Genomic DNA, 23,258 nt, shown 5'->3' with positions numbered 1-23,258 from the left:
CCGAACCAGGCTAATCGGGTGACGTCCCCCGCGCCGGCGACAAACCGGCGAGCCCGGATTGGCGGCGTCCCAGAGGTGTGATGACCAGCGTGGCGGGTACTTTCACCTGGTGATCTCGCGGCGAACGTTCGGGCGGATGGCCGCCGGCGCGGGCATGCTCAGCACCGTGTCTGGAGGCTGCGGGAAACCGGAAGCCGGCCGCGGCAAGCCCACCGGTCCGCCGCCAGCAGCGGGCAAGGGCGTGGGGGTCGTGCTCTCGAGCGAGCAATTCCGCACCGATCAGCTGGTGGCGCAAGCCCAGGCGGCCGAACAGGCGGGCTTTCAATATGTGTGGGCCAGCGACCACATTCAGCCGTGGCAGGACAACGAGGGCCATTCGATGTTTCCGTGGCTGACCCTGGCATTGGTGGGCAACGGCACCAGCCGCATCTCGTTCGGCTCGGGAGTGACCTGCCCCATCTACCGCTATCACCCCGCCACCGTGGCCCAGGCATTCGCCTCCCTGGCGATCCTCAGCCCGGGCCGGGTGTTTTTGGGAGTGGGCACCGGCGAGCGGCTCAACGAACAGGCCACCACCAATGCGTTCGGCAGCTACACCGAGCGCCACGACCGGCTGGTGGAGGCCATCGACCTGATCCGCCAGCTGTGGAGCGGATCACGAATCTCCTTCGCGGGCCGCTATTTTCAAACGAACTCATTGAAGCTTTACGACGTACCGGCCACGCCACCGCCAATCTTCGTGGCCGCCGGCGGCCCCAAAAGCGCCAAACTGGCCGGCCAATACGGCGACGGCTGGATCACCCAAGCCCGCAATGTCACGGACTCGAAACTGCTCTCCGCATTCAGCGCGGGCGCGCAAGCCGCCGGGCGCGACGCGGCCGGCTTGGGTAAACGCGCCGAATTGTTCGCCGTCGTCGGCGATAACAATGCGGCTGCCCACGCTGCCACCTTGTGGCGCTTTACCGCCGGGGCCGTCGACCAGCCCAATCCCGTTGACATCCAACGCGCCGCCGAGTCGAACCCCATCGACAAGGTGCTCGCCAACTGGACGGTCGGCACCGACTCGACCCCCCACATCGACGCCGTGCAAAAGGTTCTCGACGCCGGCGCCGTTCCCTTTCTGCACTTCCCCCAGGACGACCCCATCACCGCGATCAACTTCTACAGCGGCAATGTCCTACCCAAGCTGCGCTAAAGCCTTTGTCCTCAACGGGTTATAACGGCGGAGACCTGCCGGCTCAGACCTCTCCCGGTATCAATCCGTATTCGGCTAACAGTTCGCCGATCTCGTTGTCGGTGACCTTGCTGACCAGTCGTTTGCGGATGATTTCCGGAACCGGCAGATTGACCTCTTTGCCGTCGCGTAGATGTACCGTGGCAGCAATGAGTTTACGGACATCGTAGGTGGAGTTGAACACCTCCGGTACGCCGCGCTCGATGCCGAGCAGCTGGTAGGCGGCCTCCATGCCGGTACGCACCGAATACTCGGTGGTGAAGATGCAATCGCGGGTGGTTTCGGCGAACTGTCCGATAAACGCGAAGTTGACCGCGCCTTCGGGCACCACATCGGGGCGGTCCCCGGCCTTGCGGGGCATGAAGAACGAGGTGACATAGGGCATCATCACCGGCACGGTCTTGGCCGCGTTGGCGGCCAACTCGCGGATGTCGTCCTCAGGAACGCCAAGATGGTAGAGCCACTCTTGAGTGATTTCCTCACCCGTGCACTCCTGCATCGGTTTGTTGACGTAATCACCCGGGGTATCGACGAATAACGCGTACACCCACACCACGATCTGATCCTGGGGTTGCTGCTTGAAGTGCGGCTGGCGGTTGACCGTCCAGCTCATCAACCACTTCGAATCCCGCGCCGTCACGATCCCGCCGGTGACGACCTTGCCGGAGAACGGATCTCGTTTACAGATCTTCTGGATGTATTCCGGGATCCGGTGGTCGAGGGTGGTGACCGTCGCCGATTCCCATTTGGTCTCGGGGATGTGGCCGCCGAAAACGTCTGGGTGACCGAACGACGGGTCCTTCGCGGCGATGCGGCGCCATAGGTCCCACGCCGGCGCGGGACCGGTGTTGAGCTTGGCGGGCGTGTGGTGATCGCCGTCGTCGGAGTTCTCGGTCAGGGACCCGATGGTGGTCAGCACCAGGTCGTTGGGACCGAGGTCGACGGCCCCCTGCCGGCCCTCCCTGACCCAGTGGATCCTGGTGGCCTGCTTGCGTTCCGGCGTGATGTCGAAGTCGATATCGGTGACCTCGGTGTCGAAGTGGAACGTCACGCCCCGGTCGAGCAACCACTTGTACATCGGCAACACCAGCGACTCGTACTGGTTGTACTTGGTGAACTTCAACGCCGATAGGTCCGGCAACCCACCGACGTGGTGGATGAAGCGGTGCAGGTAGAGCTTCATCTCCAGTGCGCTATGCCATTCCTCGAAGGCGAACATGGTGCGCCAGTACATCCAGAAGTTGCTTTGCAGGAAGTCTTGGCTGAAGACTTCGTCGATGCGCTTGTTCTCCATCTCCTCGCGCGTGGCCAGGAAGACCTTGACGATGTCTCGTTGCGCTTTAGCGCTCAGTTCAAACTTGTTGTCGGTGTGGGCATCCTGTCCGCGGTTGACGGTGGCACGACAAAGGCTGCAATTGGGATCGTCCTTGTTGAGCCAGTAGAACTCGTCGAGGACGCTTGCACCGTCGACCTCGATGGAGGGAATGGAACGGAATAGATCCCATAGGCATTCCATGTGATCTTCCATTTCGCGGCCGCCGCGGATGACGAAGCCCTTCTTGGGTTCTTTGATGCCGTCGAGTGCGCCGCCGGGCAGTTTGAGGCGTTCCAGAATGGTAATTTTGCTGCCGGGTAGCTGGCCGTCGCGGATCATGAATACCGCGGAGGATATCGATGCCAGGCCGGCTCCGACGAACCAGACGGTCTTGTCGTCGACGCCCGCGGGCTTGCGGGGACGTGCGAACGCTTCGTAATTACCGCTGCTGTAATACATTTCAATTCCCTCGAGTCACGCGTACTTGTAGAATCCTTCGCCGGCGGCGACGCCGAGCTTGCCTTTGTCGATGTAGTTGTCTTTCAGCCATGCGGCCAGCTTCTGCGATGCGGGGTTGCCGTGAGCCAGGATGTTGTGTGGGGTCTCGAGGCCGATGATGTCCAGCATCTGGAATGGCCCGAAAGGTGCGCCCGTGGCAATCCGCCAGGTGGTGTCGACGCCAGCCGGGTCGGCGTAACCACCGGCCGCTAGCTCCACCGCGGCCTCGAGGAACGGCACCAGCAGCGAATTAAGTACGTAACCCGCTTTTTCCCTGTGTAATTCGATCGGAACCATGCCAATTGCCTTGGCGAATTCGATGACTTTCTCGTATACCCTGGGATCGGTGTCGGGGGTGCCCATGATTTCGGCGGTGTTGAACTGCCAGACCCGGTTGGCGAAATGCAGCGCCAGAAAACGATCCGGCCGGCCCGTAGAGTCCTTGAGGTCGCTGGGCAGCAGCGTCGAGGAGTTGGTGGCGAAGATCGTCTTCGCCGGAGCGAGTTTGCCGACCTTGGCGAAGGTATCCCGTTTGAGATCAAGGACTTCCGGGATCGCTTCGATCACGAGGTCGGCGTCGGCCACCGCGGCCGACAGGTCACTGGTGAGCGTCAATCGGTGTAGAGCGGCCTTGGCGGCGCCGTCTTTGGCGGCCGGGACCTCACGATCGTAGGTGTCAACGAGCCCGTCGAAGCGTTTCCGGGCGCCCGCGAGGACGTCGTCATTGATGTCATAAGCGATGACGGTGAATCCTTTGAACGCGCTCTGAAATGCAATCTGCGAACCCAACACGCCGGTTCCCAAAACCGTAATTTTCTTGATTGTTTCGACCATCGTTGACCGATCTCCTTACCGATTCTAGTTGTGTGACTGTTCAACTGCCGGGTGCCCCACCGATGGCAGCGAAGCGAAGAACCCAACGACTATCTGCGCAATCTGTTGTCGCAGTTCGTTATTCGTGTCTGTGCCCCAATCAGCTGCGGTCGACGGCCGGGCCAACAACAGGTGCAGGACGGCGAACACGCTGCGGGCGGCGCGCGCGGCCCACAGCAGAACCGCATCGGTTTCGATGGATGCCGAGTGCCGGGTCTGGACGAGCCGCTCGGCGATGCTGTCCTGCAGGTAGCCGACCAATGCCAAGCCCTCGGCCCGATACCGTTCGCTGGGATCGCCGAACAGCAGTTCGCGCTGATATGCCATCGCGTTTCCGGGATGGTCCTCCGCGGCCTCGATGATCGGGGTGACCATGGCATAGACCGCCGATACGGGCTCGTCGCACTGGCGTGCGGCGTCGATACCGAGATCGATCGCGCGTCGGAACTGTTCGTTGTAGACCATCAGCAACAGCTCGGCTTTCGACGACGCGTACCGAAACAGCGTGCCTGCGGCGACGTCGGCGGTGTCGGCGATCTCCTGCACGGTGACACCCGCAAAGCCATGTTTGGCGAAGAGCGTGGTCGCCGACACCAGTATCCGCTCTTGCTTCTCGCGCATGTTCCGGGTGCGTCTGCCGTTCCTGACCCGATCGCGAACCTGCTGCCTCGTCACCCCAACGATCTCCTTAATGAATATGCTCATTAATGAGTGTACTCAGTAAGTCAAGGGCCGGCATTTCCTCGCGCAACCATCGTGGCGTCTCCTCTCGCGGTGACCGAAACCGTAGATGCCTCTACGATGGTGTGGCTCCATCAACGATGCCGGTGCGGCGTTGCGCCGGGGAACGGTTGGCCACGGTGTGGGACTTCGAAACGGACCCCGAATACCAGGCGAAGCTGGACTGGGTCGAAAAGTTCATGGTCGACGAACTCGAACCGCTCGACCTCGTCGCCGTCGACCCGTATGACAAAAAGAACGCCGAGGTGATGGCCGTCCTGCGGCCGCTGCAACGGCAGGTGCAGGACCAGGGACTGTGGGCCGCGCATCTGCGCCCCGAGCTCGGCGGCCAGGGCTTCGGGCAGGTCAAGCTCGCACTGCTCAACGAGATCCTCGGGCGTTCACGCTGGGCGCCGTCGGTATTCGGTTGCCAGGCACCGGATTCGGGCAACGCCGAGATCCTGGCGCTGTTCGGCACCGACGAGCAGAAGGCCCGTTACCTGCAGCCGCTGCTCGACGGCGAGATCACCTCCTGCTATTCGATGACCGAGCCGCAGGGTGGTTCCGACCCCGGGCAGTTCGTTACGGCGGCAACCCGGGACGGTGACGACTGGGTGATCAACGGGGAGAAGTGGTTTTCCACGAACGCCAAGCACGCGTCGTTCTTCATCGTCATGGCCGTCACCAATCCCGAGTCGCGCACCTACGACAAGATGTCGCTGTTCATCGTGCCGGCCGAGACGCCGGGCATCGAGATCGTGCGCAACGTCGGCGTCGGGGCCGAGTCCTCGAAGCGTGCCAGTCACGGCTACGTCCGCTACAACGACGTCCGGGTGCCGGCCGATCACGTGCTGGGCGGCGAGGGCCAGGCGTTCATGATCGCGCAGACCCGGCTCGGTGGTGGCCGTATCCATCACGCGATGCGCACAATCGCGTTGGCGCGCAGCGCCTTTGACATGATGTGTGAGCGCGCGGTGTCGCGAAAGACCAGACATGGGCGGCTGGCCGATTTTCAGATGACCCAGGAGAAGATCGCCGACAGCTGGATCCAGATCGAGCAGTTCCGGCTGCTGGTGCTGCGCACCGCGTGGTTGATCGACAAGCACCACGACTACCAGAAGGTGCGGCGCGACATCGCGGCGGTCAAGGTCGCCATGCCCCAGGTGCTGCACGACGTCGCGCAGCGGGCCCTGCACCTGCACGGCGCGCTCGGCGTCTCCGACGAGATGCCGTTCGTCAAGATGATGGTGGCCGCCGAGTCGCTGGGTATCGCCGACGGCGCCACCGAACTGCACAAGATGACAGTGGCCCGGCGCACGCTGCGTGAATACCAGCCCGTGACAACGCCTTTCCCGTCCGCGCACATACCGACCCGGCGCGCCGAAGCCCAGGCCCGGCTGGCCGAGCGCCTGGAACACGCGATCGCCGAATTCTGACCGGATATCCCGGGCCCGATATCCCGGGCCGGATATCCCGGGCGAGCAGACGCGGAATCGCACTGCGCCGGCCGGTAAAGTGCGATTCCGCGTCTGCTCGGCACGCTTAGGTGACGTAGCGGACGATGCTTTCGGCCACACACGCCGGCTTGGGCGAACCGTCGATCTCGACGGTGGTCGACACGGTCGCCTGCACGGCGCCGTTGCCGAGGTCGTCGACGCTGACCAACGAGCTCTGCGCCCGCACTCGCGAGCCGACCGGCACCGGGGCGGGAAAGCGAACCTTGTTGAGGCCGTAGTTGATTGCGAGCTTGATGCCGTTGACCGTGTAAATCTGGTGCTGCAGCCGCGGCAGCAGCGCCAGGGTCAAGAAACCGTGGGCGATGGTTTTGCCGAACGGGCCAGCCGCCGCCCGTTCCGGGTCGACGTGGATCCACTGGTGATCGCCGGTCGCGTCGGCAAACAGGTTGACGTCTTCCTGGGTGATGGTCACCCAGTCGCTGTGCCCGAGGGTCTCGCCCGCGGCGGCGGCGAGGTCGGCTACCGATTCGAAGGTGCGCATTCGATGTCTCCCTCCATTGGTTCCGGGTGACAACAATAGCGCCGGAGCCGTATGGCCTCGCTCTTCGGCCGGTGCCTTCACGCGGCGGACCGCCTTTGCGCCCGTTTCGCCGCGATCGTCGGGGGAACCCTCGTTTGAACATTGCGAGCGGCACGGAAGGAGCGCAGCATGCCTGAACCGAAGGGCCACAAGGCCGAGTCCGACGTCGAACCCGAAACCCACGAGTCACGGTCCCGCGCCGCCGCAGGGGAAGACGACGGCACTTATGTCGGAGCGACCAGTCCGGACGACGCCATCGACGCCGGCGAGACGGGCGCCGAAGCGCGCAGCCAACAAGATTAGCGCCGGCGCGATTAGCGCAAAATGATCGCGTGAGGCTGCTGCTGATTGCCGATACCCACGTCCCCCGGCGCGCCCGCGACCTGCCCGCGCGGATATGGGACGAGGTCGCGAAGGCGGATGTCGTCGTCCACGCCGGCGACTGGGTAGCGCCCGAGTTGCTCGACGAGGTGGAGGCTAGGGCCGCCCGGCTGGTGGCGTGCTGGGGGAACAACGACGGTCCGGTGTTGCGTGCGCGACTGCCCGAACGTGCCGACGCGATGCTGGGCGGGCTGCACTTGACCGTCGTCCACGAGACCGGCGCCGCGGCGGGCCGGGAAGCACGGATGTCGCGGCTCTACCCGGACAGTGACGTGCTGGTGTTCGGCCATAGCCACGTCCCGTGGGACACGACGACGAAAACCGGTCTGCGCCTGCTTAATCCGGGCTCGCCAACGGATCGTCGCCGGCAGCCGTTCTGCAGCTACATGACCGCGAGCATCGACGACGGGGCGCTGACGGACGTGGTCCTGCATCGCCTCGAAAAGTAGCTAGGCACCGAAACGTGCGCCGCCCCCAGCGAATCCCCATTGCGATAGCGCATGCGTTGCCGCAATGGAAGACGCCCGCACGGTTCCGATAGCCAATCGTAATCTCAGCGCGACGATTTCAGGCCGAGGCTCAATCGTTAGCCAACCGCGATGTCGCGCTGCGGCCGCGACAGGCGAAATAGGCCCTCCCCCTGTGTTTCACTCCCCGAGAACGGATTCGACCGCATTGTGCGGCAGATGAAAGTTGGGATGGGTAGGGACTATGACGTTCTTCGAAGAGGTGCGGAAGTTGCGTGGTGCAACGGCAACCATGCCGCGCCGGCTGGCTATCGCGGCTGTGGGGGCCGCGCTGTTGTCCGGCCTGGTCGGCGCCGTCGGCGGTTCGGCTACCGCGGGGGCATTCTCAAAGCCGGGTCTTCCAGTGGAATACCTGCAGGTGCCATCGCCGTCGATGGGCCGCGACATCAAAGTCCAGTTCCAGGGGGGCGGGCCGCACGCGGTCTATCTGCTTGACGGTCTCCGGGCACAGGACGACTACAACGGTTGGGACATCAACACCCCGGCCTTCGAGGAGTACTACCAGTCGGGGCTGTCGGTGATCATGCCCGTCGGCGGCCAATCCAGCTTCTACAGCAACTGGTACCAGCCGTCGCAGGGCAACGGGCAGAACTACACCTACAAGTGGGAGACGTTCCTGACCCAGGAGATGCCCGCTTGGCTGCAGGCCAACAAGCAGGTTTCGCCGACCGGCAATGCGGCGGTGGGGCTGTCGATGTCGGGTGGCTCCGCGCTGATCCTGGCCTCGTACTACCCGCAGCAGTTCCCCTACGCCGCTTCACTTTCCGGCTTCCTCAACCCGTCCGAGGGCTGGTGGCCGACGCTGATCGGTCTGGCGATGAACGACTCGGGCGGTTACAACGCCAACAGCATGTGGGGCCCGTCCACCGACCCGGCGTGGAAGCGCAACGACCCGATGGTTCAGATTCCGCGGCTGGTGCAGAACAACACCCGGGTCTGGGTCTATTGCGGCAACGGCACCCCCAGCGACCTCGGGGGCGACAACATGCCGGCGAAGTTCCTGGAGGGCCTCACGCTGCGCACCAACGAAGCCTTCCAGAACAACTACGTGGCCGCGGGTGGACGCAACGGGGTGTTCAACTTCCCGGCCAATGGGACGCACTCGTGGCCCTACTGGAATCAGCAGCTGGTTGCCATGAAGCCCGACATCATCCAGGTGCTCAACGGCGGCAACAACGCTGCCTGAGCACACCAAGCCAGCATCGGCAGCGGCGCACCGGTCAGCGCCGCTGCCGATGCTTTTTTGGCCGACCTGCTAACCCAAGAGGGCCCGGCGGTCCTGGTGGAAGTATGTGTATCCGGTAGTCAACGCGCACACGACCGAGGCGACCACCAGCATCGCGGTTCCATTGACGACCAGGCTGATGCCGCCGCCCACCGCGGCGCCGAAGGCGAAGCTGGCGAACAACAGGAAGTAGCCGAGCCAGTCCGACGCGTTTCCGCCGGCGATGTGGCGTTCGATGCCCTGGCCCATCTTGACCAGCGTGCCGGTCACATAGCTCAAGGGCACCGACACCTCGCCATCTTTGACGAACGACGTGTTCAAAGCGCCAATGCCGAAGACCACCAACATGATTGGCGGGAAATCAAGGAGGCTTTCTTCCCATCCCTCATCGATGACGTCCAGCACGGTGGCGGCGACCAGGCTCAAGGTCGTCAGCACGGTCGGGCCGTGGGGGTGCGCCACCCAGAAATGCCGCCTGCACACCGACGCGATCACCACGCCGGCGACGAAGCACAGCAGTAGCAGCGCCGCCGTGACCGAGAGCGCCACGTCGCCCCGGAAGAACCCCAGTACGGCGCGTTGAGCGTTGCCGGTCATGAACGTCACGAAGTATCCGGCGGAATGGCTGAATGCGGTCGCTCCCAGCACGCCGGCCAGCACCGCCAACACCCACGACAACCTTGCCTCGCTGTCGAAAATCTCAGTCGCCACGCGGACATGCTTTCAGACACCGGCCAGTTCGCGCAGCGCGGCGATCTAAGCGGATCTAAACAGCGGTCAGCCGGGCGATGGCGCGCAGCGGGATCGGCAGCCATCCGGGCCGGTGCCGCGACTCGTAGCCGGCCTCGTAGACGGCCTTGTCGAGTTCGTAGGCGGCCAGCAACTGCGCCGAATCCCGCGGGTCGAACCCGGACACGGACGCGTAGCCGTCGCAGAACGCGGCGCAGTTGCGTTCGACCCATTCCCGGGCGCGGGCGGCCAGCTGCTTGTCGGGGGCCTGGTCCACCAGTGGCCCGTAGGCCGCGTACTCGAAGGAACGCAAGACGCCGGCCACGTCGCGCAACGGTGAATCCGGCGCCCGCCGCTCGTCGAGCGGCTGGCCCGGCTCGCCTTCGAAGTCGATCAGCAGCCAGCTCTCCGGAGTGCGCAGCACTTGTCCCAGGTGCAGGTCGCCGTGGATGCGCTGGACCGTGATCGTCTCGCCCGCGAGCTTTTGGAACCGCTCTTCGATCGTTGCCGCGTACTCCTCCAGTCCGGGAACCAGCGCCACGGTCGACGACAGCCGCGCCAGCACGGTGTCAACCGGGAACGGCGCCTGTGCCGTTCCGAGGCACTCGGCCAGGGTGGCGTGGACGGAGGCGACGGCCTCGCCGAGGCGGTTGGCCTCGCCGGCAAAGTCGCCGCCCACTTCGTAGGCGTACAGGTCGCCCTCCGCGAACAGGTCGCGAACGCTGGCGGTGGCCATCGCCCATCCCTCAGCGGCGTTCGACGCAAACTCGGTCACCATGCCCAGGGGGCACAACTCGTCGCTGTCCGGATCACTGTGGGGGTCCGGCGCGGCTGTCTCGTAGGTGCCGAGCAACCGGGCCACGTGCGGGTTACCGGCGCGGCCCAGCACCCGGTTGAGTTCGATATCGGGGTTGATGCCGCCGCTGACCCGACGAAACACCTTGAAGATGGCGCGTCGATCAAATATCACGCTGGTGTTGCTCTGCTCGGCGTCGGAGACGTGCGGCATCGCCTCCAGCGGCAGTTCGACGTCGGGTTCTTTGGCGAATTTCACTTCGGCTTCCGACGAAGCGCGGACGGCTGAGGAATCGATCAACGACAGCAGGTATCGCGGCGCCTCGGTGTCGTACAGGGCGTCAAAGCCGGCCCGATCCTGCGCGGCGCCGATCGTGGCTACGGTGCTGTACTCCGAGAGCGGCGCGGAATCCCACCCGACGATCACCTGGTAGCGCTCCGACGAACCGTCGGCATAGTCGACGTCGACAAGCACCAGGTCGAGATCGTCCCGCAGCGGGACAACCACGGCGGCCTGCGCGGCGGACAGCTCGCGGTTGCGTCCGGCGTACCAACGTTGCTGTGGCAGCCATTCAGACCAAGGCAGCTTGGCTGGCAGAGTCATCGGCGCCGCTCCTTCCCCCACCCCATCGCTTCGTTCTGCATCGTCTCCGGTGCGGGTCATGCGTTCTCCTCAGATGCCGACAACCGGAACCAATAGAACCCGTGTCCCGGCAGTGTCAGCAGGTAGGGCAGGTGGCCGACGCGCGGAAACTCCACGTGCCCAGTCAGCTCCACCGGCGTCCAGCCGTTCCAATGCTGCAGGTTCAGTTCGATGGGCTGCGGGAACCGCGACAGGTTGTTGACGCACAGCACGGTGTCGCCGTCATCCGCGGCCTGGCGCACGAACGCCAGCACCGACGGGTTGGACCCCCCCAATTCCTCGAACGTGCCGATCGCAAACGCGCGGTGCCGCCGGCGCACCGACAGCATCGTCCGGGTGAAGTTCAGCAGCGACGTCGAGGTGTCGCGCTGCGCCTCCACGTTGACGGCCTGGTAGCCGTAGACCGGGTCCTGGCTGGGCGGCAGGTACAGCCGGCCGGGGTTGGCGGTGGAAAACCCGGCGTTGCGGTCCGGTGTCCACTGCATCGGGATGCGCACCCCGTCGCGATCCCCCAGCCAGATCACGTCGCCCATGCCGATCTCGTCGCCGTAGTACAGGACCGGCGAGCCGGGCAGCGAGAGCAGCAAGGCGGTGAACAACTCGATCTGGTTGCGGTCGTTGTCCAGCAGTGGCGCCAGCCGGCGACGAATTCCCACGTTGGCCTTCATCCGCGGATCCTTGGCGTACTCGGCATACATGTAGTCGCGTTCTTCGTCGGTGACCATCTCCAGCGTCAACTCGTCGTGATTGCGCAGAAAGATCCCCCACTGAGCCATCTCGGGGATGTCGGGCGTCTGGGCCAGGATCTCCGAGATCGGAAACCGTGACTCCCGGCGGACCGCCATGAAGATGCGCGGCATCAGCGGGAAGTGAAAAGCCATGTGGCATTCGTCGCCCCCGGTGCTGGCATCGCCGAAGTACTCGACGACGTCACCCGGCCACTGATTGGCCTCGGCCAGCAGCACCCGGCCCGGGAACTCGTCGTCGACGACCTTGCGGACGCGCCTGAGGAACGCGTGCGTCTCGGGCAGGTTCTCGCAGTTGGTGCCCTCGCGCTCGAACAGGTAGGGCACCGCGTCCAGGCGGAACCCGTCGATTCCAAGCCCGAGCCAGAAGCGAATGACGTCGATCATCGCCTCTTGCACGGCCGGGTTGTCGTAGTTCAGGTCCGGCTGGTGAGAAAAGAACCGGTGCCAATAAAACTGGCGGCGGACCGGGTCGAACGTCCAGTTCGACTCTTCGGTGTCGACGAAGATGATCCGGGCGTCGGTGTAGCGCTCGCTGGTGTCGCTCCACACGTAGTAGTCGCCGTAGGGCCCGTCGGGGTCGTGGCGGGACTCCTGGAACCACGGGTGCGACTCGGAGGTGTGGTTCATCACCAGGTCGGTGATGACCCGGATTCCGCGGCGGTGAGCGGCGTCAACGAGCGCGACGAAATCATCGACGGTGCCGAATTCGGGCAGCACCTTATAGAAGTCCCGAATGTCATAGCCGCCGTCGCGCAGCGGCGAGTCGTAGAAGGGTGGCAGCCAGATGCAGTCGATGCCGAGCCACTGCAGGTAGTCCAGGCGCTCGAGAAGTCCACGCAGGTCCCCGGAACCGTCCGCGCTCGCGTCGTAGAACGCCCGAACCAGCACCTCGTAAAAGACGGCGTGCTTGAACCAGGTCGGATCGGCGGGCAGTGCGGCGGCGTTGCCGAAATCTTCGACGGTCGGGTGCTCGACCACACCCCCCTCGACGTGACTGCCCCCGGCGGGATCGTGCTCGACAGCGTTCCGTGCGTCGTTCATCAAATCCACGATGCCACGGGTACCCGAGACGCGACCCTGGGAATCACGCCTGGCGGCAAAGGAATTGGGCGGGATGCGGGCATTATCCGCGCGGATGTCAGGCCGGAGGTCCGTCGGCCAACGTCACGTTCGCGGACCGTTCGCCGTCCCCGTTAGCGCGCCAGTGCACGAAAACGGTGTCCCCGGGGTGATGCGGGACGAGCACATCGGTCATCGCGGTGGCCCCGTTGATGGGAACGTTGTCGACCCCGATGATGACGTCGCCGGCCGAGATCCCGGCCGCCGCGGCCGGCCCGCTGCCGACCACACGTTCGACCCGCGCGCCGTTGCCGCCGTTGTCCACGACGCCCAGGCCGAGGAAGGCCGTCGGGCCGATGTGCGTGGTGTTCGACCCCATACCCGCCCGGATCTGGCCGGCGACCCCCATCGCCGCCCCGATCGGAATGGCGAAACCCTGCCCGCCGGACATCTTGTAGCTGTCGGTGGCGGCGGTGTTCATGCCGACCACCTGCCCGGCGTTGTTGACCAACGGCCCGCCCGAGTCGCCGGGCCTGATCGCGGCGTCGGCCTGGATCAACCCGCCCAGCGTCTCTTCGGCGCCGGTCAGGGTGTCGGTCGCCGAGACGGTCTGGTTGAGCGCGACGACTTTCCCGGCCACCGCACTGGGCGTGCCGCCCTGGCCACCGGCGTTGCCCAGCGCGACGACCGGCTCGCCGATCGCGACCCCGCCGCCGATGTTCGCGGTGGGCAGGCCACCTCCGCCACGAAGCTGCAGCACCGCGACGTCCGCGGTTCGGTTGTAGCCGATCACGTCGACGGCGTAAGTCTGCCCGTTGCCGACGTCGAACGCGCTGATGTCCGTGGCGCCCGAGATCACGTGATTGTTGGTCAGCACGACACCGCCCGGATCGATGACGATGCCGGTTCCGGCCCCTACCGCGTTGTTGTAGCCGAATTTGGTGCTGATGTTGACCACCTGCGGCCCAACCTGGCCGACTATCGCCGAGGGATCAAGCGGCGCCGCGGGCCAGTCGCCGAACCGGTCGACCGCCAGGGTGGATCGCCCAGGAGTTGTGGCGGACGCCGGCACCGTGGCCAGACCCAGGCCCAGTCCGACCACGGCCAGCACGCTGACCAGCCATGACCACCAAACTGGGCGGTGGTGCCATTTGCTCATCCCGTTACCTCCTGCATCGCGGTAAGAACCAGAATTGGCCCAGCCTCCGGGTCTGGGCGACGCGACTCAATCCGTATAACCGTAATGCAGGTAGCTATTTGGGACAGTCGTCAGGCCCTGTTTGGCTCTCCACCCCTGCGGATCTCTGCTCGGGCCTTTCCGGCCGGCGCGATCGGATAGGTCAGGTGGTGGCTGACGTCGCCGACCATGTCGATGAGCGTGAGGTCGCGGTAGGAAAACCGCCACCGGCCGTCGACGCGTTCGAATCGGTCGTGGTAGCGGCCGGTGACGATGGTCTGCAGCGGAAGCTCGTCGGTCTGCTGCAGCACCGTGTAGTAGCTGCGGCAACTCGCGGTGCCGGCGTCCTCATCGACGTCGATGATCGGATTGGTGGTCACGTGCTTGGTTCGCGGTGTCCCGTCCGGATGGAGCACGATCAGCGACTTCCAGATGCCCAGGAGCCGGGCCGCATCGATGGTGTCTTGGTCGGTGCCGCCGATCCTGATGCGAGCGTGCTCGAACAGCGCGGCCGCCCCCGCCAGATCGCCGGTGTCGATGCACTCGGCATAGCGATACAAAAGGTTGGTGATCTGCGTCTCCGCCCGCACCCCGTTAACCTAGCGCGGCGACGACGCGGGCCGGCCTTAGGCTGACACGGTGGGCGAATTCGACCCCAAGGCCAGGTTCACACGGTCCCCGATCGCCCGGCTGGCCACCAGCACACCCGACGGCACACCACACCTGGTGCCGGTGGTCTTCGCCGTCGACGGCGACTCCCACCCCGGCCATGACGTCGTGTACACCGCCGTCGACGCGAAGCCCAAAACCACGCGACGGCTGCGCCGCCTGGCCAACATCGAGAGCAACCCACGAGTCAGCCTGCTCGTCGACCACTACGCCGACGATTGGACGCGGTTGTGGTGGGTCCGGGCCGACGGCATCGCCGCGATTCATTCCGAGGGCCAGGCGATGGACACCGGTTACCGGTTGCTGCGCGCCAAATACCCTCAGTATCAATCCGTTCCGTTGGACGGCCCGGTCATCGCGGTCACGGTGCGCCGCTGGTCCGGCTGGCACGCCTGAGACGACGGGCCCGACCGGGACGGGCCAACCCGATTGTGGCCGGCCGGTGGCCTTGTGTTGGGCGGCGGTTGGGGGAAAAGTTGCTTACCGGGTCCTGTGGTCTAGAACACACCGGGACACACCGCGTCAGCGGGTGCATACGAGCGACCTGCAGAACTGGAGGAAGGTCATGGCGGACAAGGCGAACGCTTCCCAGGGCGGGGCGGCCGCTCCCACCGCGAACGGTCCGAGCGATGTTCGCAACGTGGTCCTGGTGGGTCCGTCGGGGGGCGGCAAGACCACCTTGGTCGAGGCGCTGCTGGTCGCCGCCGGAGTGCTGTCCAGACCGGGCTCGGTCACCGACGGCAGCACGATCTGCGACTACGACGAAGCGGAGATCCGGCAACAGCGGTCGGTTGGCGTTGCCGTCGCCTCCCTGTCACGCGACGGCATCAAGATCAACCTGATCGACACGCCCGGGTACGCCGACTTCGTCGGCGAGCTGCGGGCCGGGTTGCGAGCCGCGGACTGCGCGCTGTTCGTGATCGCGGCGAACGAGGGTGTCGACGAGCCGACCAAGTCGCTCTGGCAGGAATGCAGCCAGGTCGGCATGCCCCGCGCCGTGGTGATCACCAAGCTCGACCACGCCCGGGCGAACTATCAGGAGGCATTGGCCGCCGCGCAAGAGGCGTTCGGCGACAAGGTTTTACCGCTTTACCTTCCGGCCGGCGAGGGCCTGATCGGATTGCTGTCGCAAACCCATTACGAGTACTCCGGTGGCAAGCGGACCACGCATCCGCCGGATCCGTCGAACGCCGATCGCATCGAGGAGGCCCGCGGCAGCCTGATCGAAGGAATCATCGAAGAGTCCGAGGACGAGTCCCTGATGGACCGCTATCTCGCCGGGGAGCAGATCGACGAGTCGGTGCTGATCGACGACTTGGAGCGAGCGGTCGCCCGGGGTTCGTTCTTCCCGGTGATCCCGGTGTGCAGCGGCACCGGCGTCGGCACCCTGGAATTGCTGGAGGTTGCCACCCGCGGATTCCCGTCCCCGACGGAACACCCGCTGCCGGAGGTCTTTACGCCCAACGGTGCCGCGCACGCGAAGCTGGCCTGTGACGCCAACGCGCCGCTGCTCGCGGAGGTGGTGAAGACGACGTCGGACCCCTACGTCGGCAGGCTCAGCCTGGTCCGGGTGTTCTCCGGGACCATCAGGCCCGACACGACGGTTCATGTGTCGGGCCATTTTGCGTCGTTCTTCGGCGGGACCAACGGGAACGGCAACACGCATCCCGACCACGACGAAGACGAACGCATCGGGGTCCTTTCGTTCCCGCTCGGCAAGCAGCAGCGCCCCGCGCCGGCCGTGGTGGCGGGCGACATCTGTGCGATCGGCAAGCTGAGCCGGGCCGAAACCGGCGACACGCTCTCGGACAAGGCCGAGCCGCTGGTGCTGAAGCCCTGGACAATGCCCGAGCCGCTGCTGCCGATCGCGATTGCGGCGCATGCCAAGACCGACGAGGACAAGCTGTCGGTCGGGCTGGGGCGGTTGGCGGCCGAAGACCCGACGCTGCGGATCGAGCAGAATCAGGAAACGCACCAGATCGTGTTGTGGTGCATGGGCGAGGCCCACGCCGGCGTTGTCCTCGACGCGCTGGCCAACCGGTACGGGGTCACCGTGGACACGGTCGAACTCCGCGTCCCGCTGCGGGAAACCTTCAGCGGCAAGGCGAAAGGCCATGGCCGCCACATCAAGCAGTCCGGCGGACATGGCCAGTACGGGGTGTGCGACATCGAGGTGGAGGCGCTGCCGGAGGGCTCCGGATTCGAGTTCGTGGACAAGGTGGTCGGCGGAGCGGTGCCGCGCCAGTTCATCCCGAGCGTGGAGAAGGGCGTGCGCGCCCAAATGGAAAGGGGTGTGCTCGCCGGCTACCCCGTCGTCGACATCCGGGTCACCCTGCTCGACGGCAAGGCGCACAGCGTGGACTCGTCGGACTTCGCGTTCCAAGCCGCGGGCGCGCTGGCGTTGCGCGAAGCGGCGGCGGCGACCAAGGTGACCCTGCTCGAGCCGATCGACGAGATCTCGGTGCTGGTGCCCGACGATTTCGTCGGTGCGGTGATGGGCGACCTGTCGGGGCGTCGCGGCCGTGTGCTCGGCACCGACACCGCGGGCCACGAACGCACGGTGGTAAGGGCCGAGGTGCCTCAGGTCGAGCTGACCCGCTACGCGATCGACTTGCGCTCGCTGGCGCACGGGGCCGCGTCGTTCACTCGTTCGTTCGTCCGCTACGAACCCATGCCGGAATCCGCGGCCGCGCGGGTGAAAGCCACGGCGTGACAGCCTAGTTGATGCATGTCGACGTTCAACGGACTCCCCGCGCACATCCTGCTCAACCATTTCGTCGTCGTCCTCGCCCCGCTGACGGCGATCCTGGCGATCCTCTGCGCGCTGTGGCCGGCGGCGCGACGACGGCTGATCTGGCTGGTTGTGCTGCTGGCGCTGGGCACGCTGGTCATAACCCCGTTGACCACCAGCTCGGGTGCGTGGTTGGCGGCCCGGGTCGATGCGTCGCCCGCGCTGACGACGCACGAGCAACTCGGCAAGACCCTCGTCTACCTCGTGGCGGCGCTGGTGGCCGCCGTCACGCTGCTGGCCGCCGTCCACATTCGCCAGGCACGCGGGCGTGCGGTCAAATTCGCCGCGCACTCGATGGTCGGGGTGTTGGTGATCGTCGCCGCCGTGGCCACCCTGGTGCAGACCTACCGCATCGGCGATTCGGGCGCGCGGGCCGCGTGGGGAAACGTGACGTCGTCCGCCCACTGAGCGTCCCGTCGGCAAACGCCTTGCAGCCCGGTCGTTCTCACGGTCAGCGCGTGGTCGCCCCGCGGCCGAACCGCTCGGCCACCGCGCGGCGGTCCAGCGAGCCCTTCGCGGTGTGCGGCAGCTCGCCGGCTTCCTGGAAGCTGGCGGGCACCTCGAAGGGCGCCAACCGCTCGCGGCAAAACGCCGCCAGCTCGGACGGAGCAGGTCCCGGGGATTCGCGGGGAACGACGACCGCGGCCACCGTCTCCCCGTACATCTTGTCCGGGACGCCGAACACGGCCACCTCGAGAACGTCGGGATGGGTGGCCAGCACGCCCTCGACATGCTCTGGCGAAATCTTCTCGCCGCCGCGGTTGATGAGTTCCTTGATGCGGCCGCGGATGCGCAGGTCCCCGGCCGCCGACAGCGATCCCAGGTCGCCGGTGCGCAGCCAGCCGTCGGTGAAGTTGGCGGCGGTAATCGCCGGGTCGCCGAGGTAGCCGCGCACCACGGTGGGGCCGCGCAGCCACACCTCCCCGACGGCTTCGGCGGGCACGGGCCGGCCGTCGTTGCCGACGATCCGGATTTCCGGTCCGGTCGACCGGCCGACGAGACCCGGTGTGGCAGCGGGATTTTCGCTTTGATCGATCGGTGTCGTGGCCACCTGGTGGGTCGCCTCGGTCATGCCGAAGGCACACACCACCGGCGCCGAGAACGTCTCTTGGAGTTCCCGAGCCGTCTCCGGGGTGAGCGGCGCGCTGCAGCTGCGGATGAAGCGTAGCGTGGCTCGCGTGCTCCGGGGCCCCTCAGTCTTGGCGCGCTCCAACAGGATCTGGTGAATCGTCGGGACCGCCGTGTACCAGGTGGCCCCGACGGCGTCGATGTCGTCCCAGAACGTGTGCGCCGAGAACCGTCCCCGCGCCGGCAGCAACACCGTCCCGCCGGATGCCAGCGTCGCCAGCAGTGCGGCCAGCAGCCCGTGACCGTGGTAGAGCGGCATCACCGCGACCGTCGCATCCCGGGGGCCGAGCTCGTACCCGGCGATGATCGCCCGCACCGACTTCGCGATGTTTTCGTGAGTCCACGGAACCATTTTCGGCACCCCCGTGGTTCCGCCGGTGAACATGATCATGGCGTCGTCGTCGCGCAGCCCCTGGGGCGTCGGCACGCCTCGCTTCGGCGTCGAGGCGGCGTCCAGGTTGACCGCCGGGGCGTGGTCGTCGCGGCCGACGGTCACGGCGATCGGCCACCACCGCAGGGTCGTCTCCTGCTGAGCGCCGTGCCCGTCCTCGTCGACCAGCACCACCCGCGCGCCCGCCGCCTCGCTGCGGGCGCGCTGTTCGCCGACGGGCAGGGCCGGGTCCAGCGGGACCGCGACCAGGTCCGCTCGCGACGCCGCCAGCAGGGCGACGACGAATTCGGCGCCGCTGCCGGCGCGCAGCGCCACCCGATCGCGCGGCAGCAGGCCACCTTGCTTCAGCTGTCCCGCCAGGTCGTCGACCAGCCGGAGCAGGTCGCGGTAGCTGACCGGTAGGCGATCGGCGGCGGCCACAAGCGCCGGCGCGTCCGGCGACCGACGGGCCGCCTCCTCGACCAGGTCGGCGATGCGCTGGCCCCCGAATTCATCGGTCGGCGGCACCGCAAACTGTTCGGCCGCGACCTCGTCGCCGGTGATCCGAGGCGTCATCGCCGCACTCCCTCCTGTGTCAAGCCGTGTTGACGGTGAAACGTTGCTACTCGCACCATGCCGCGCCGGCCTCCCGTCCGTCCAATACCGATCCGCTCACTATCGATAACCGGCTGCTATCGAGCCGGCGTCGCCGTTGCCGAGCGGTTGTCGATAGACGGCGTGAATCGCTGCATAGTGGCTTAGTCTTGGACACCCGCGGGCGCCCGGACCACAGTGGTCGATGAGGCATCACCGCGCCGGGCGGGCGAACCGGTCCGCCGACCGCATGCACACGAGGAGTCGCCACCATGAGCACAGTTTCGGCATCTCCCAGCGAGGCCGCCGAGTCGGCGCGCCTGACCGACGGCTTCCATCTCGTCGTGGATGCCCTCAAGGCCAACGACGTCGACACCGTCTATGGGGTCGTCGGCATCCCGATCACCGACCTCGCCCGCGTCGCGCAGTCGTCCGGAATTCGTTACATCGGCTTTCGGCAGGAGACCTCGGCCGGCAATGCGGCCGCCGCGGCCGGGTTCCTCACCGGCCGCCCGGGCGTGTGCCTGACGGTGTCGGCGCCCGGTTTTCTCAACGGCCTCGCCGCGCTGGCGAACGCCACGACGAATTGTTTTCCGATGATCCAGATCTCGGGTTCGAGCAATCGAGCGATGGTCGATTTGCAGCGGGGCGATTACGGAGAGCTCGACCAGCTCAGTGCCGCAAGGCCGTTCGCGAAGGCGGCCTATCGGATCGGCCGGATCGAGGACATCGGGCGCGGTGTCGCGCGCGCCATTCGCACGGCGACGTCCGGCCGGCCGGGCGGTGTCTACCTCGACATCCCCGGTGACATTCTGGGCCAGGCGCTGGAGGCCTCGGTCGCCGCCGACACCATTTGGCGGGTTGCCGACCCCGCTCCGCGGCAGCTGCCGGCACCGGAGGCGGTCGATCGCGCCGCGGACGTGCTGAGGCGGGCCCGGCGGCCGCTGGTCGTGCTCGGCAAGGGCGCTGCGTATGCGCGGGCCGACGGCCAGATTCGAAAGTTTGTGGAGGCCACCGGAATTCCGTTCTTGCCGACGTCGATGGCCAAGGGGCTGCTGCCGGACTCGCACCCGCAGTCCGCGGCGGCGGCGCGCTCGCTGGCGGTCGCCCGCGCCGATGCGGTCCTGCTGGTGGGTGCCCGGCTGAACTGGCTGCTCGGCCATGGGGAGTCGCCGCAATGGTCCGCCGACGCCAAGTTCGTGCAAGTCGATATCGCGGCGTCGGAGTTCGACAGCAACCGGCCCATCGTGGCGCCGCTGGTCGGCGACATCGGCTCGGTGATGTCGGCGCTGTGCGACGCCGTGGCCGCGCATCCGATTGCGGTGCCCGGGGAGTGGTCCGACGAGCTTGCCGACCGCAAAGCACGCAACGACGCCAAGATGCGTCGGCGGCTGGCCGAAGATCCGCACCCCATGCGGTTTTACAACGCGCTCGGCGCCATTCGCGCTGTGCTGCAGGACAATCCGGATGTCTACGTGGTTAACGAGGGAGCCAACGCGCTGGACCTGGCCCGCAATGTCATCGACATGGAGGTGCCGCGGCACCGGCTCGACACGGGAACCTGGGGCGTCATGGGTATCGGCATGGGCTACGCGATTGCCGCCGCGGTCGAGACCGGCAATCCCGTGGTCTCGATCGAGGGTGACAGCGCATTCGGCTTTTCGGGCATGGAGATCGAGACCATCTGCCGCTACCGGCTGCCGGTGACCGTCGTCATCCTCAACAACGGCGGCGTCTACCGCGGCGACGAAGCGACAACCGGAGACGATCCGGCGCCCACCGTGCTCAACGCGCGGGCGCGCCACGAGCTGATCGCGGAGGCGTTCGGCGGCAAGGGGTATCACGTCACCACGCCGTCCGAGCTGCGCGCCGCGCTGACCGAAGCGATTGCCTCCAACGGGCCGTCGCTCATCGACTGCGAACTCGACCCGGCGGCCGGGGTGGAAAGCGGACATCTGGCAAGCCTCAACCCGACCAGCGCCGCCGCACCGCCGCCGGCCGCGGTCAGCGCCGACGGGTGATGCCCAACAGCTGCGCGTCGAAGAATTCGTTCAGCGCCAGCCGTTGCGCGGATGCGATGAGGGCACGCGCGATTGGTGACCCCGGCCCGGTCGAGTTGGTGGCCAGCGCGATCTCGGCCTTGAGCACCGGATCGACCATTTCGACCGCCCGGATTTCCGCACCGAGCGGCGACGTCCACAGCCAGGTGTGCGGGACGATGCACGCCCAGTTACCCGTGGCGACCTGTGCCAATAACGAAGCGACGGAGTCGGTTTCGACTTGCGGGGTGACGGTGATGGCGTGGCGGGCGAGGGCTTCGTCGATGATCTGACGGTCCCGCATGTCGGCGGTGAGCAACGCCAGCGGCAACTGCGCGGCCTCCGGCCACGTCAGCGTCGACGCACCGGCGGGCAACATGTCCGCCGGGGAGAGCAGCACGTAGTGCTCCTCGTAGAGCGGCACCAGGTTCACGTCGTGAGCGTCGTCGGGCGAGGTGTGCACGATGGCGGCATCCAGGTCGAACTCGCGCAGGCGTCGGTACAGCTCGGTGGCGGCCAGCCGGGAAAGGATCTGCACCTTCGCCAAGGGGTGCGCCGAACAGAACGCCGAAAGCACCAGGGAGGCCGTCGTCGAGGCGGTCGGAACCGTGCCCAGCCGAAGCGTCCCGGTGATACCCGATCGCACCGCGTGCACCTCGGCCTTGAACGCATCGTGTTCGGCAAGAATCCGCTTGGCCCACACGACCAATCGCTCCCCTTCGGGCGTGAGGCCCTCGAAGCTGTGCCCACGATTGATCAGCGTGACGTTCAGCTCGCGTTCGAGCTTGGCGATCGCGGCGGACAGTGCGGGTTGCGAAACGTAGCACTTCTCGGCCGCCCTGGCGAAGTGGCGCTCCTGAGCGACCGCGACGAAGTATTCCAGTTGACGGAATAGCACCCGCACCTCCTCGGCGGTCTCGCTGAGGTTAACGCGTCGCTACCGCGCCAACCAATCCAGTGTCGCCGACACGTCTCGAACGTCCACTCCGATGGCGCGGCACTCTTCAACGCCGCGGTCGTACAAGCCAGATATCGCGTCGGACACCAGGACAACCCGGAAGTCGCGTTCGGATGCCTCGTAGATCGACGTCCGAGGGCAGTTCGGGAAGTTGCATCCCGCGAAAACCACTGTATTGCTCCCACTTTCACGCAGGTGTCGATCAAGGTCGGTGCCGTAGAAGGCACCCCACCTTGGTTTGTACATCACGTGCTCGGCGGGCCCGAGTCGTTGGAAGCCGCCGGCCAACAGCAATTCGTGGTCCAGCTCAACGACATTGGGCAATAGCTCCGCGGCGATCTGCGAACCGGCACTGCCAGGAACGGCGATTCGCGCACCCCGCGCTATCGATTCCCGCCGCACCACGTCGACGTTCGACCCATCCGGCCGGTACAGCCGCACGACATGCACGATCGGGAGCCCACGTTCGCGGAAGGCCGTCGCCAGCTTGGCCATTGCCGGGATCGCCGCGCGGGTGCCGTCGACCGGCATCGGAGCGTCGCTGCCCGGGATGTCCAGGAAGTCGCGCTGCACGTCGATCAGCATCAGCGCGGCCGAGCCCGCCAGCGGACACGTGTAGCGATCGTTTGCGGTCACGCCCGCTCCCTCGCCGACCGTCGCCCCGTGACGGGATCGAACTCAACGGGTGATCGGATCGTTATCGTCACGACCCGGGCGGGACGCCAGTGTTTGCTAAAGCCCGTAATG

Annotated in this window: 21 protein-coding genes; 9 read left to right on the top strand and 12 right to left on the bottom strand. The window is 66.3% G+C overall.

Annotated features, from left to right (window positions below; translation table 11 throughout):
• The first annotated feature begins 109 nt into the window (after positions 1 to 109).
• Positions 110 to 1,195 (top strand): F420-dependent hydroxymycolic acid dehydrogenase, encoded by a 1,086-nt coding sequence (locus K3U93_RS01305; protein ID WP_254893540.1) that lies wholly within the window; start codon positions 110 to 112, stop codon positions 1,193 to 1,195.
• A gap of 43 nt (positions 1,196 to 1,238) precedes the next feature.
• On the opposite strand, the gene K3U93_RS01300 is transcribed toward K3U93_RS01305, so the two are convergent.
• Genes K3U93_RS01300 through K3U93_RS01290 form a run of 3 tightly spaced genes read right to left on the bottom strand, consistent with a single transcriptional unit; the run spans position 1,239 to position 4,595 of the window.
• On the bottom strand, positions 1,239 to 3,008 hold the full coding sequence (locus K3U93_RS01300) for an oleate hydratase (protein ID WP_083009038.1): 1,770 nt from the start codon (positions 3,006 to 3,008) through the stop codon (positions 1,239 to 1,241).
• A 15-nt stretch (positions 3,009 to 3,023) separates the two neighbouring features.
• The gene (locus K3U93_RS01295; protein WP_083009035.1) at positions 3,024 to 3,881 is read right to left on the bottom strand and encodes a 3-hydroxyacyl-CoA dehydrogenase; all 858 of its coding nucleotides are present in this window, start codon (positions 3,879 to 3,881) and stop codon (positions 3,024 to 3,026) included.
• Between the two features lie 24 nt (positions 3,882 to 3,905).
• On the bottom strand, positions 3,906 to 4,595 hold the full coding sequence (locus tag K3U93_RS01290; protein WP_230981557.1) for a TetR/AcrR family transcriptional regulator: 690 nt from the start codon (positions 4,593 to 4,595) through the stop codon (positions 3,906 to 3,908).
• A gap of 185 nt (positions 4,596 to 4,780) precedes the next feature.
• Here K3U93_RS01290 and K3U93_RS01285 point away from each other — a divergent pair, with 185 nt between their 5' ends.
• Positions 4,781 to 6,076, top strand: a complete 1,296-nt coding sequence (locus tag K3U93_RS01285) for an acyl-CoA dehydrogenase family protein (protein WP_217808396.1) — start codon at positions 4,781 to 4,783, stop codon at positions 6,074 to 6,076.
• A gap of 106 nt (positions 6,077 to 6,182) precedes the next feature.
• Here the strand turns inward: K3U93_RS01285 and K3U93_RS01280 are convergent, their stop codons facing one another.
• Positions 6,183 to 6,638 (bottom strand): MaoC family dehydratase, encoded by a 456-nt coding sequence (locus K3U93_RS01280; RefSeq protein WP_083009030.1) that lies wholly within the window; start codon positions 6,636 to 6,638, stop codon positions 6,183 to 6,185.
• Positions 6,639 to 6,806: 168 nt separating this feature from the next.
• Between K3U93_RS01280 and K3U93_RS01275 the strand changes: the two genes are divergently transcribed.
• The 3 genes from K3U93_RS01275 to ag85C all read left to right on the top strand — a co-directional run bounded on the left by K3U93_RS01275 (position 6,807) and on the right by ag85C (position 8,771).
• On the top strand, positions 6,807 to 6,980 hold the full coding sequence (locus K3U93_RS01275) for a hypothetical protein (RefSeq protein WP_176219869.1): 174 nt from the start codon (positions 6,807 to 6,809) through the stop codon (positions 6,978 to 6,980).
• Positions 6,981 to 7,009: 29 nt separating this feature from the next.
• A complete protein-coding gene (locus K3U93_RS01270; RefSeq protein WP_083009027.1) occupies positions 7,010 to 7,507 on the top strand; it encodes a metallophosphoesterase family protein in 498 nt (165 codons plus the stop codon).
• 262 nt (positions 7,508 to 7,769) lie between these two features.
• A complete protein-coding gene (gene ag85C, locus K3U93_RS01265) occupies positions 7,770 to 8,771 on the top strand; it encodes a diacylglycerol acyltransferase/mycolyltransferase Ag85C (protein ID WP_071512631.1) in 1,002 nt (333 codons plus the stop codon).
• 69 nt (positions 8,772 to 8,840) lie between these two features.
• On the opposite strand, the gene K3U93_RS01260 is transcribed toward ag85C, so the two are convergent.
• From K3U93_RS01260 to K3U93_RS01240, 5 genes are all read right to left on the bottom strand, one after another.
• Complete coding sequence (locus tag K3U93_RS01260; RefSeq protein ID WP_083009025.1) at positions 8,841 to 9,521, bottom strand: YoaK family protein; 681 nt, start codon at positions 9,519 to 9,521, stop codon at positions 8,841 to 8,843.
• A 55-nt stretch (positions 9,522 to 9,576) separates the two neighbouring features.
• The gene (locus tag K3U93_RS01255; protein ID WP_083009022.1) at positions 9,577 to 10,938 is read right to left on the bottom strand and encodes a maltokinase N-terminal cap-like domain-containing protein; all 1,362 of its coding nucleotides are present in this window, start codon (positions 10,936 to 10,938) and stop codon (positions 9,577 to 9,579) included.
• Between the two features lie 56 nt (positions 10,939 to 10,994).
• The gene (gene treS / locus K3U93_RS01250) at positions 10,995 to 12,767 is read right to left on the bottom strand and encodes a maltose alpha-D-glucosyltransferase (protein WP_071512634.1); all 1,773 of its coding nucleotides are present in this window, start codon (positions 12,765 to 12,767) and stop codon (positions 10,995 to 10,997) included.
• 97 nt (positions 12,768 to 12,864) lie between these two features.
• A complete protein-coding gene (locus K3U93_RS01245) occupies positions 12,865 to 13,944 on the bottom strand; it encodes a S1C family serine protease (RefSeq protein ID WP_071512635.1) in 1,080 nt (359 codons plus the stop codon).
• Positions 13,945 to 14,054: 110 nt separating this feature from the next.
• Positions 14,055 to 14,552, bottom strand: a complete 498-nt coding sequence (locus K3U93_RS01240; RefSeq protein WP_083009020.1) for a nuclear transport factor 2 family protein — start codon at positions 14,550 to 14,552, stop codon at positions 14,055 to 14,057.
• A 49-nt stretch (positions 14,553 to 14,601) separates the two neighbouring features.
• Between K3U93_RS01240 and K3U93_RS01235 the strand changes: the two genes are divergently transcribed.
• From K3U93_RS01235 to K3U93_RS01225, 3 genes are all read left to right on the top strand, one after another.
• Positions 14,602 to 15,027 (top strand): TIGR03668 family PPOX class F420-dependent oxidoreductase, encoded by a 426-nt coding sequence (locus K3U93_RS01235; protein ID WP_071512637.1) that lies wholly within the window; start codon positions 14,602 to 14,604, stop codon positions 15,025 to 15,027.
• 169 nt (positions 15,028 to 15,196) lie between these two features.
• Positions 15,197 to 17,344 carry an elongation factor G-like protein EF-G2 gene (locus K3U93_RS01230; RefSeq protein WP_071512638.1) on the top strand — a complete coding sequence of 716 codons (2,148 nt, stop codon included), beginning with the start codon at positions 15,197 to 15,199 and terminating at the stop codon, positions 17,342 to 17,344.
• A gap of 15 nt (positions 17,345 to 17,359) precedes the next feature.
• Entirely contained in the window at positions 17,360 to 17,830 is a 471-nt protein-coding gene (locus K3U93_RS01225) for a DUF2231 domain-containing protein (RefSeq protein ID WP_071512639.1), read from the top strand.
• Between the two features lie 43 nt (positions 17,831 to 17,873).
• Here K3U93_RS01225 and K3U93_RS01220 read toward each other — a convergent pair whose 3' ends face one another.
• The gene (locus tag K3U93_RS01220) at positions 17,874 to 19,496 is read right to left on the bottom strand and encodes a FadD7 family fatty acid--CoA ligase (RefSeq protein ID WP_083009017.1); all 1,623 of its coding nucleotides are present in this window, start codon (positions 19,494 to 19,496) and stop codon (positions 17,874 to 17,876) included.
• Positions 19,497 to 19,786: 290 nt separating this feature from the next.
• On the opposite strand from K3U93_RS01220, the gene oxc reads away from it, so the two are divergent.
• Positions 19,787 to 21,535, top strand: coding sequence for an oxalyl-CoA decarboxylase (gene oxc / locus K3U93_RS01215; RefSeq protein ID WP_083009015.1), 1,749 nt, complete (start codon positions 19,787 to 19,789; stop codon positions 21,533 to 21,535).
• On the opposite strand, the gene K3U93_RS01210 is transcribed toward oxc, so the two are convergent.
• Together K3U93_RS01210 and K3U93_RS01205 are read right to left on the bottom strand one after the other, a co-directional pair.
• On the bottom strand, positions 21,519 to 22,451 hold the full coding sequence (locus K3U93_RS01210; protein ID WP_083009166.1) for a LysR family transcriptional regulator: 933 nt from the start codon (positions 22,449 to 22,451) through the stop codon (positions 21,519 to 21,521). The genes oxc and K3U93_RS01210 overlap by 17 nt on opposite strands.
• A 39-nt stretch (positions 22,452 to 22,490) precedes the next feature.
• Positions 22,491 to 23,096, bottom strand: a complete 606-nt coding sequence (locus K3U93_RS01205) for a cysteine hydrolase family protein (protein ID WP_071512796.1) — start codon at positions 23,094 to 23,096, stop codon at positions 22,491 to 22,493.
• Between the last annotated feature and the right edge of the window lie 162 nt (positions 23,097 to 23,258).

The organism is Mycobacterium malmoense (assembly GCF_019645855.1).
GTDB lineage: Bacteria > Actinomycetota > Actinomycetes > Mycobacteriales > Mycobacteriaceae > Mycobacterium > Mycobacterium malmoense.
Note: the sequence above shows the minus strand (reverse complement) of the source record. Positions and strands in the feature narration are given on the sequence as shown.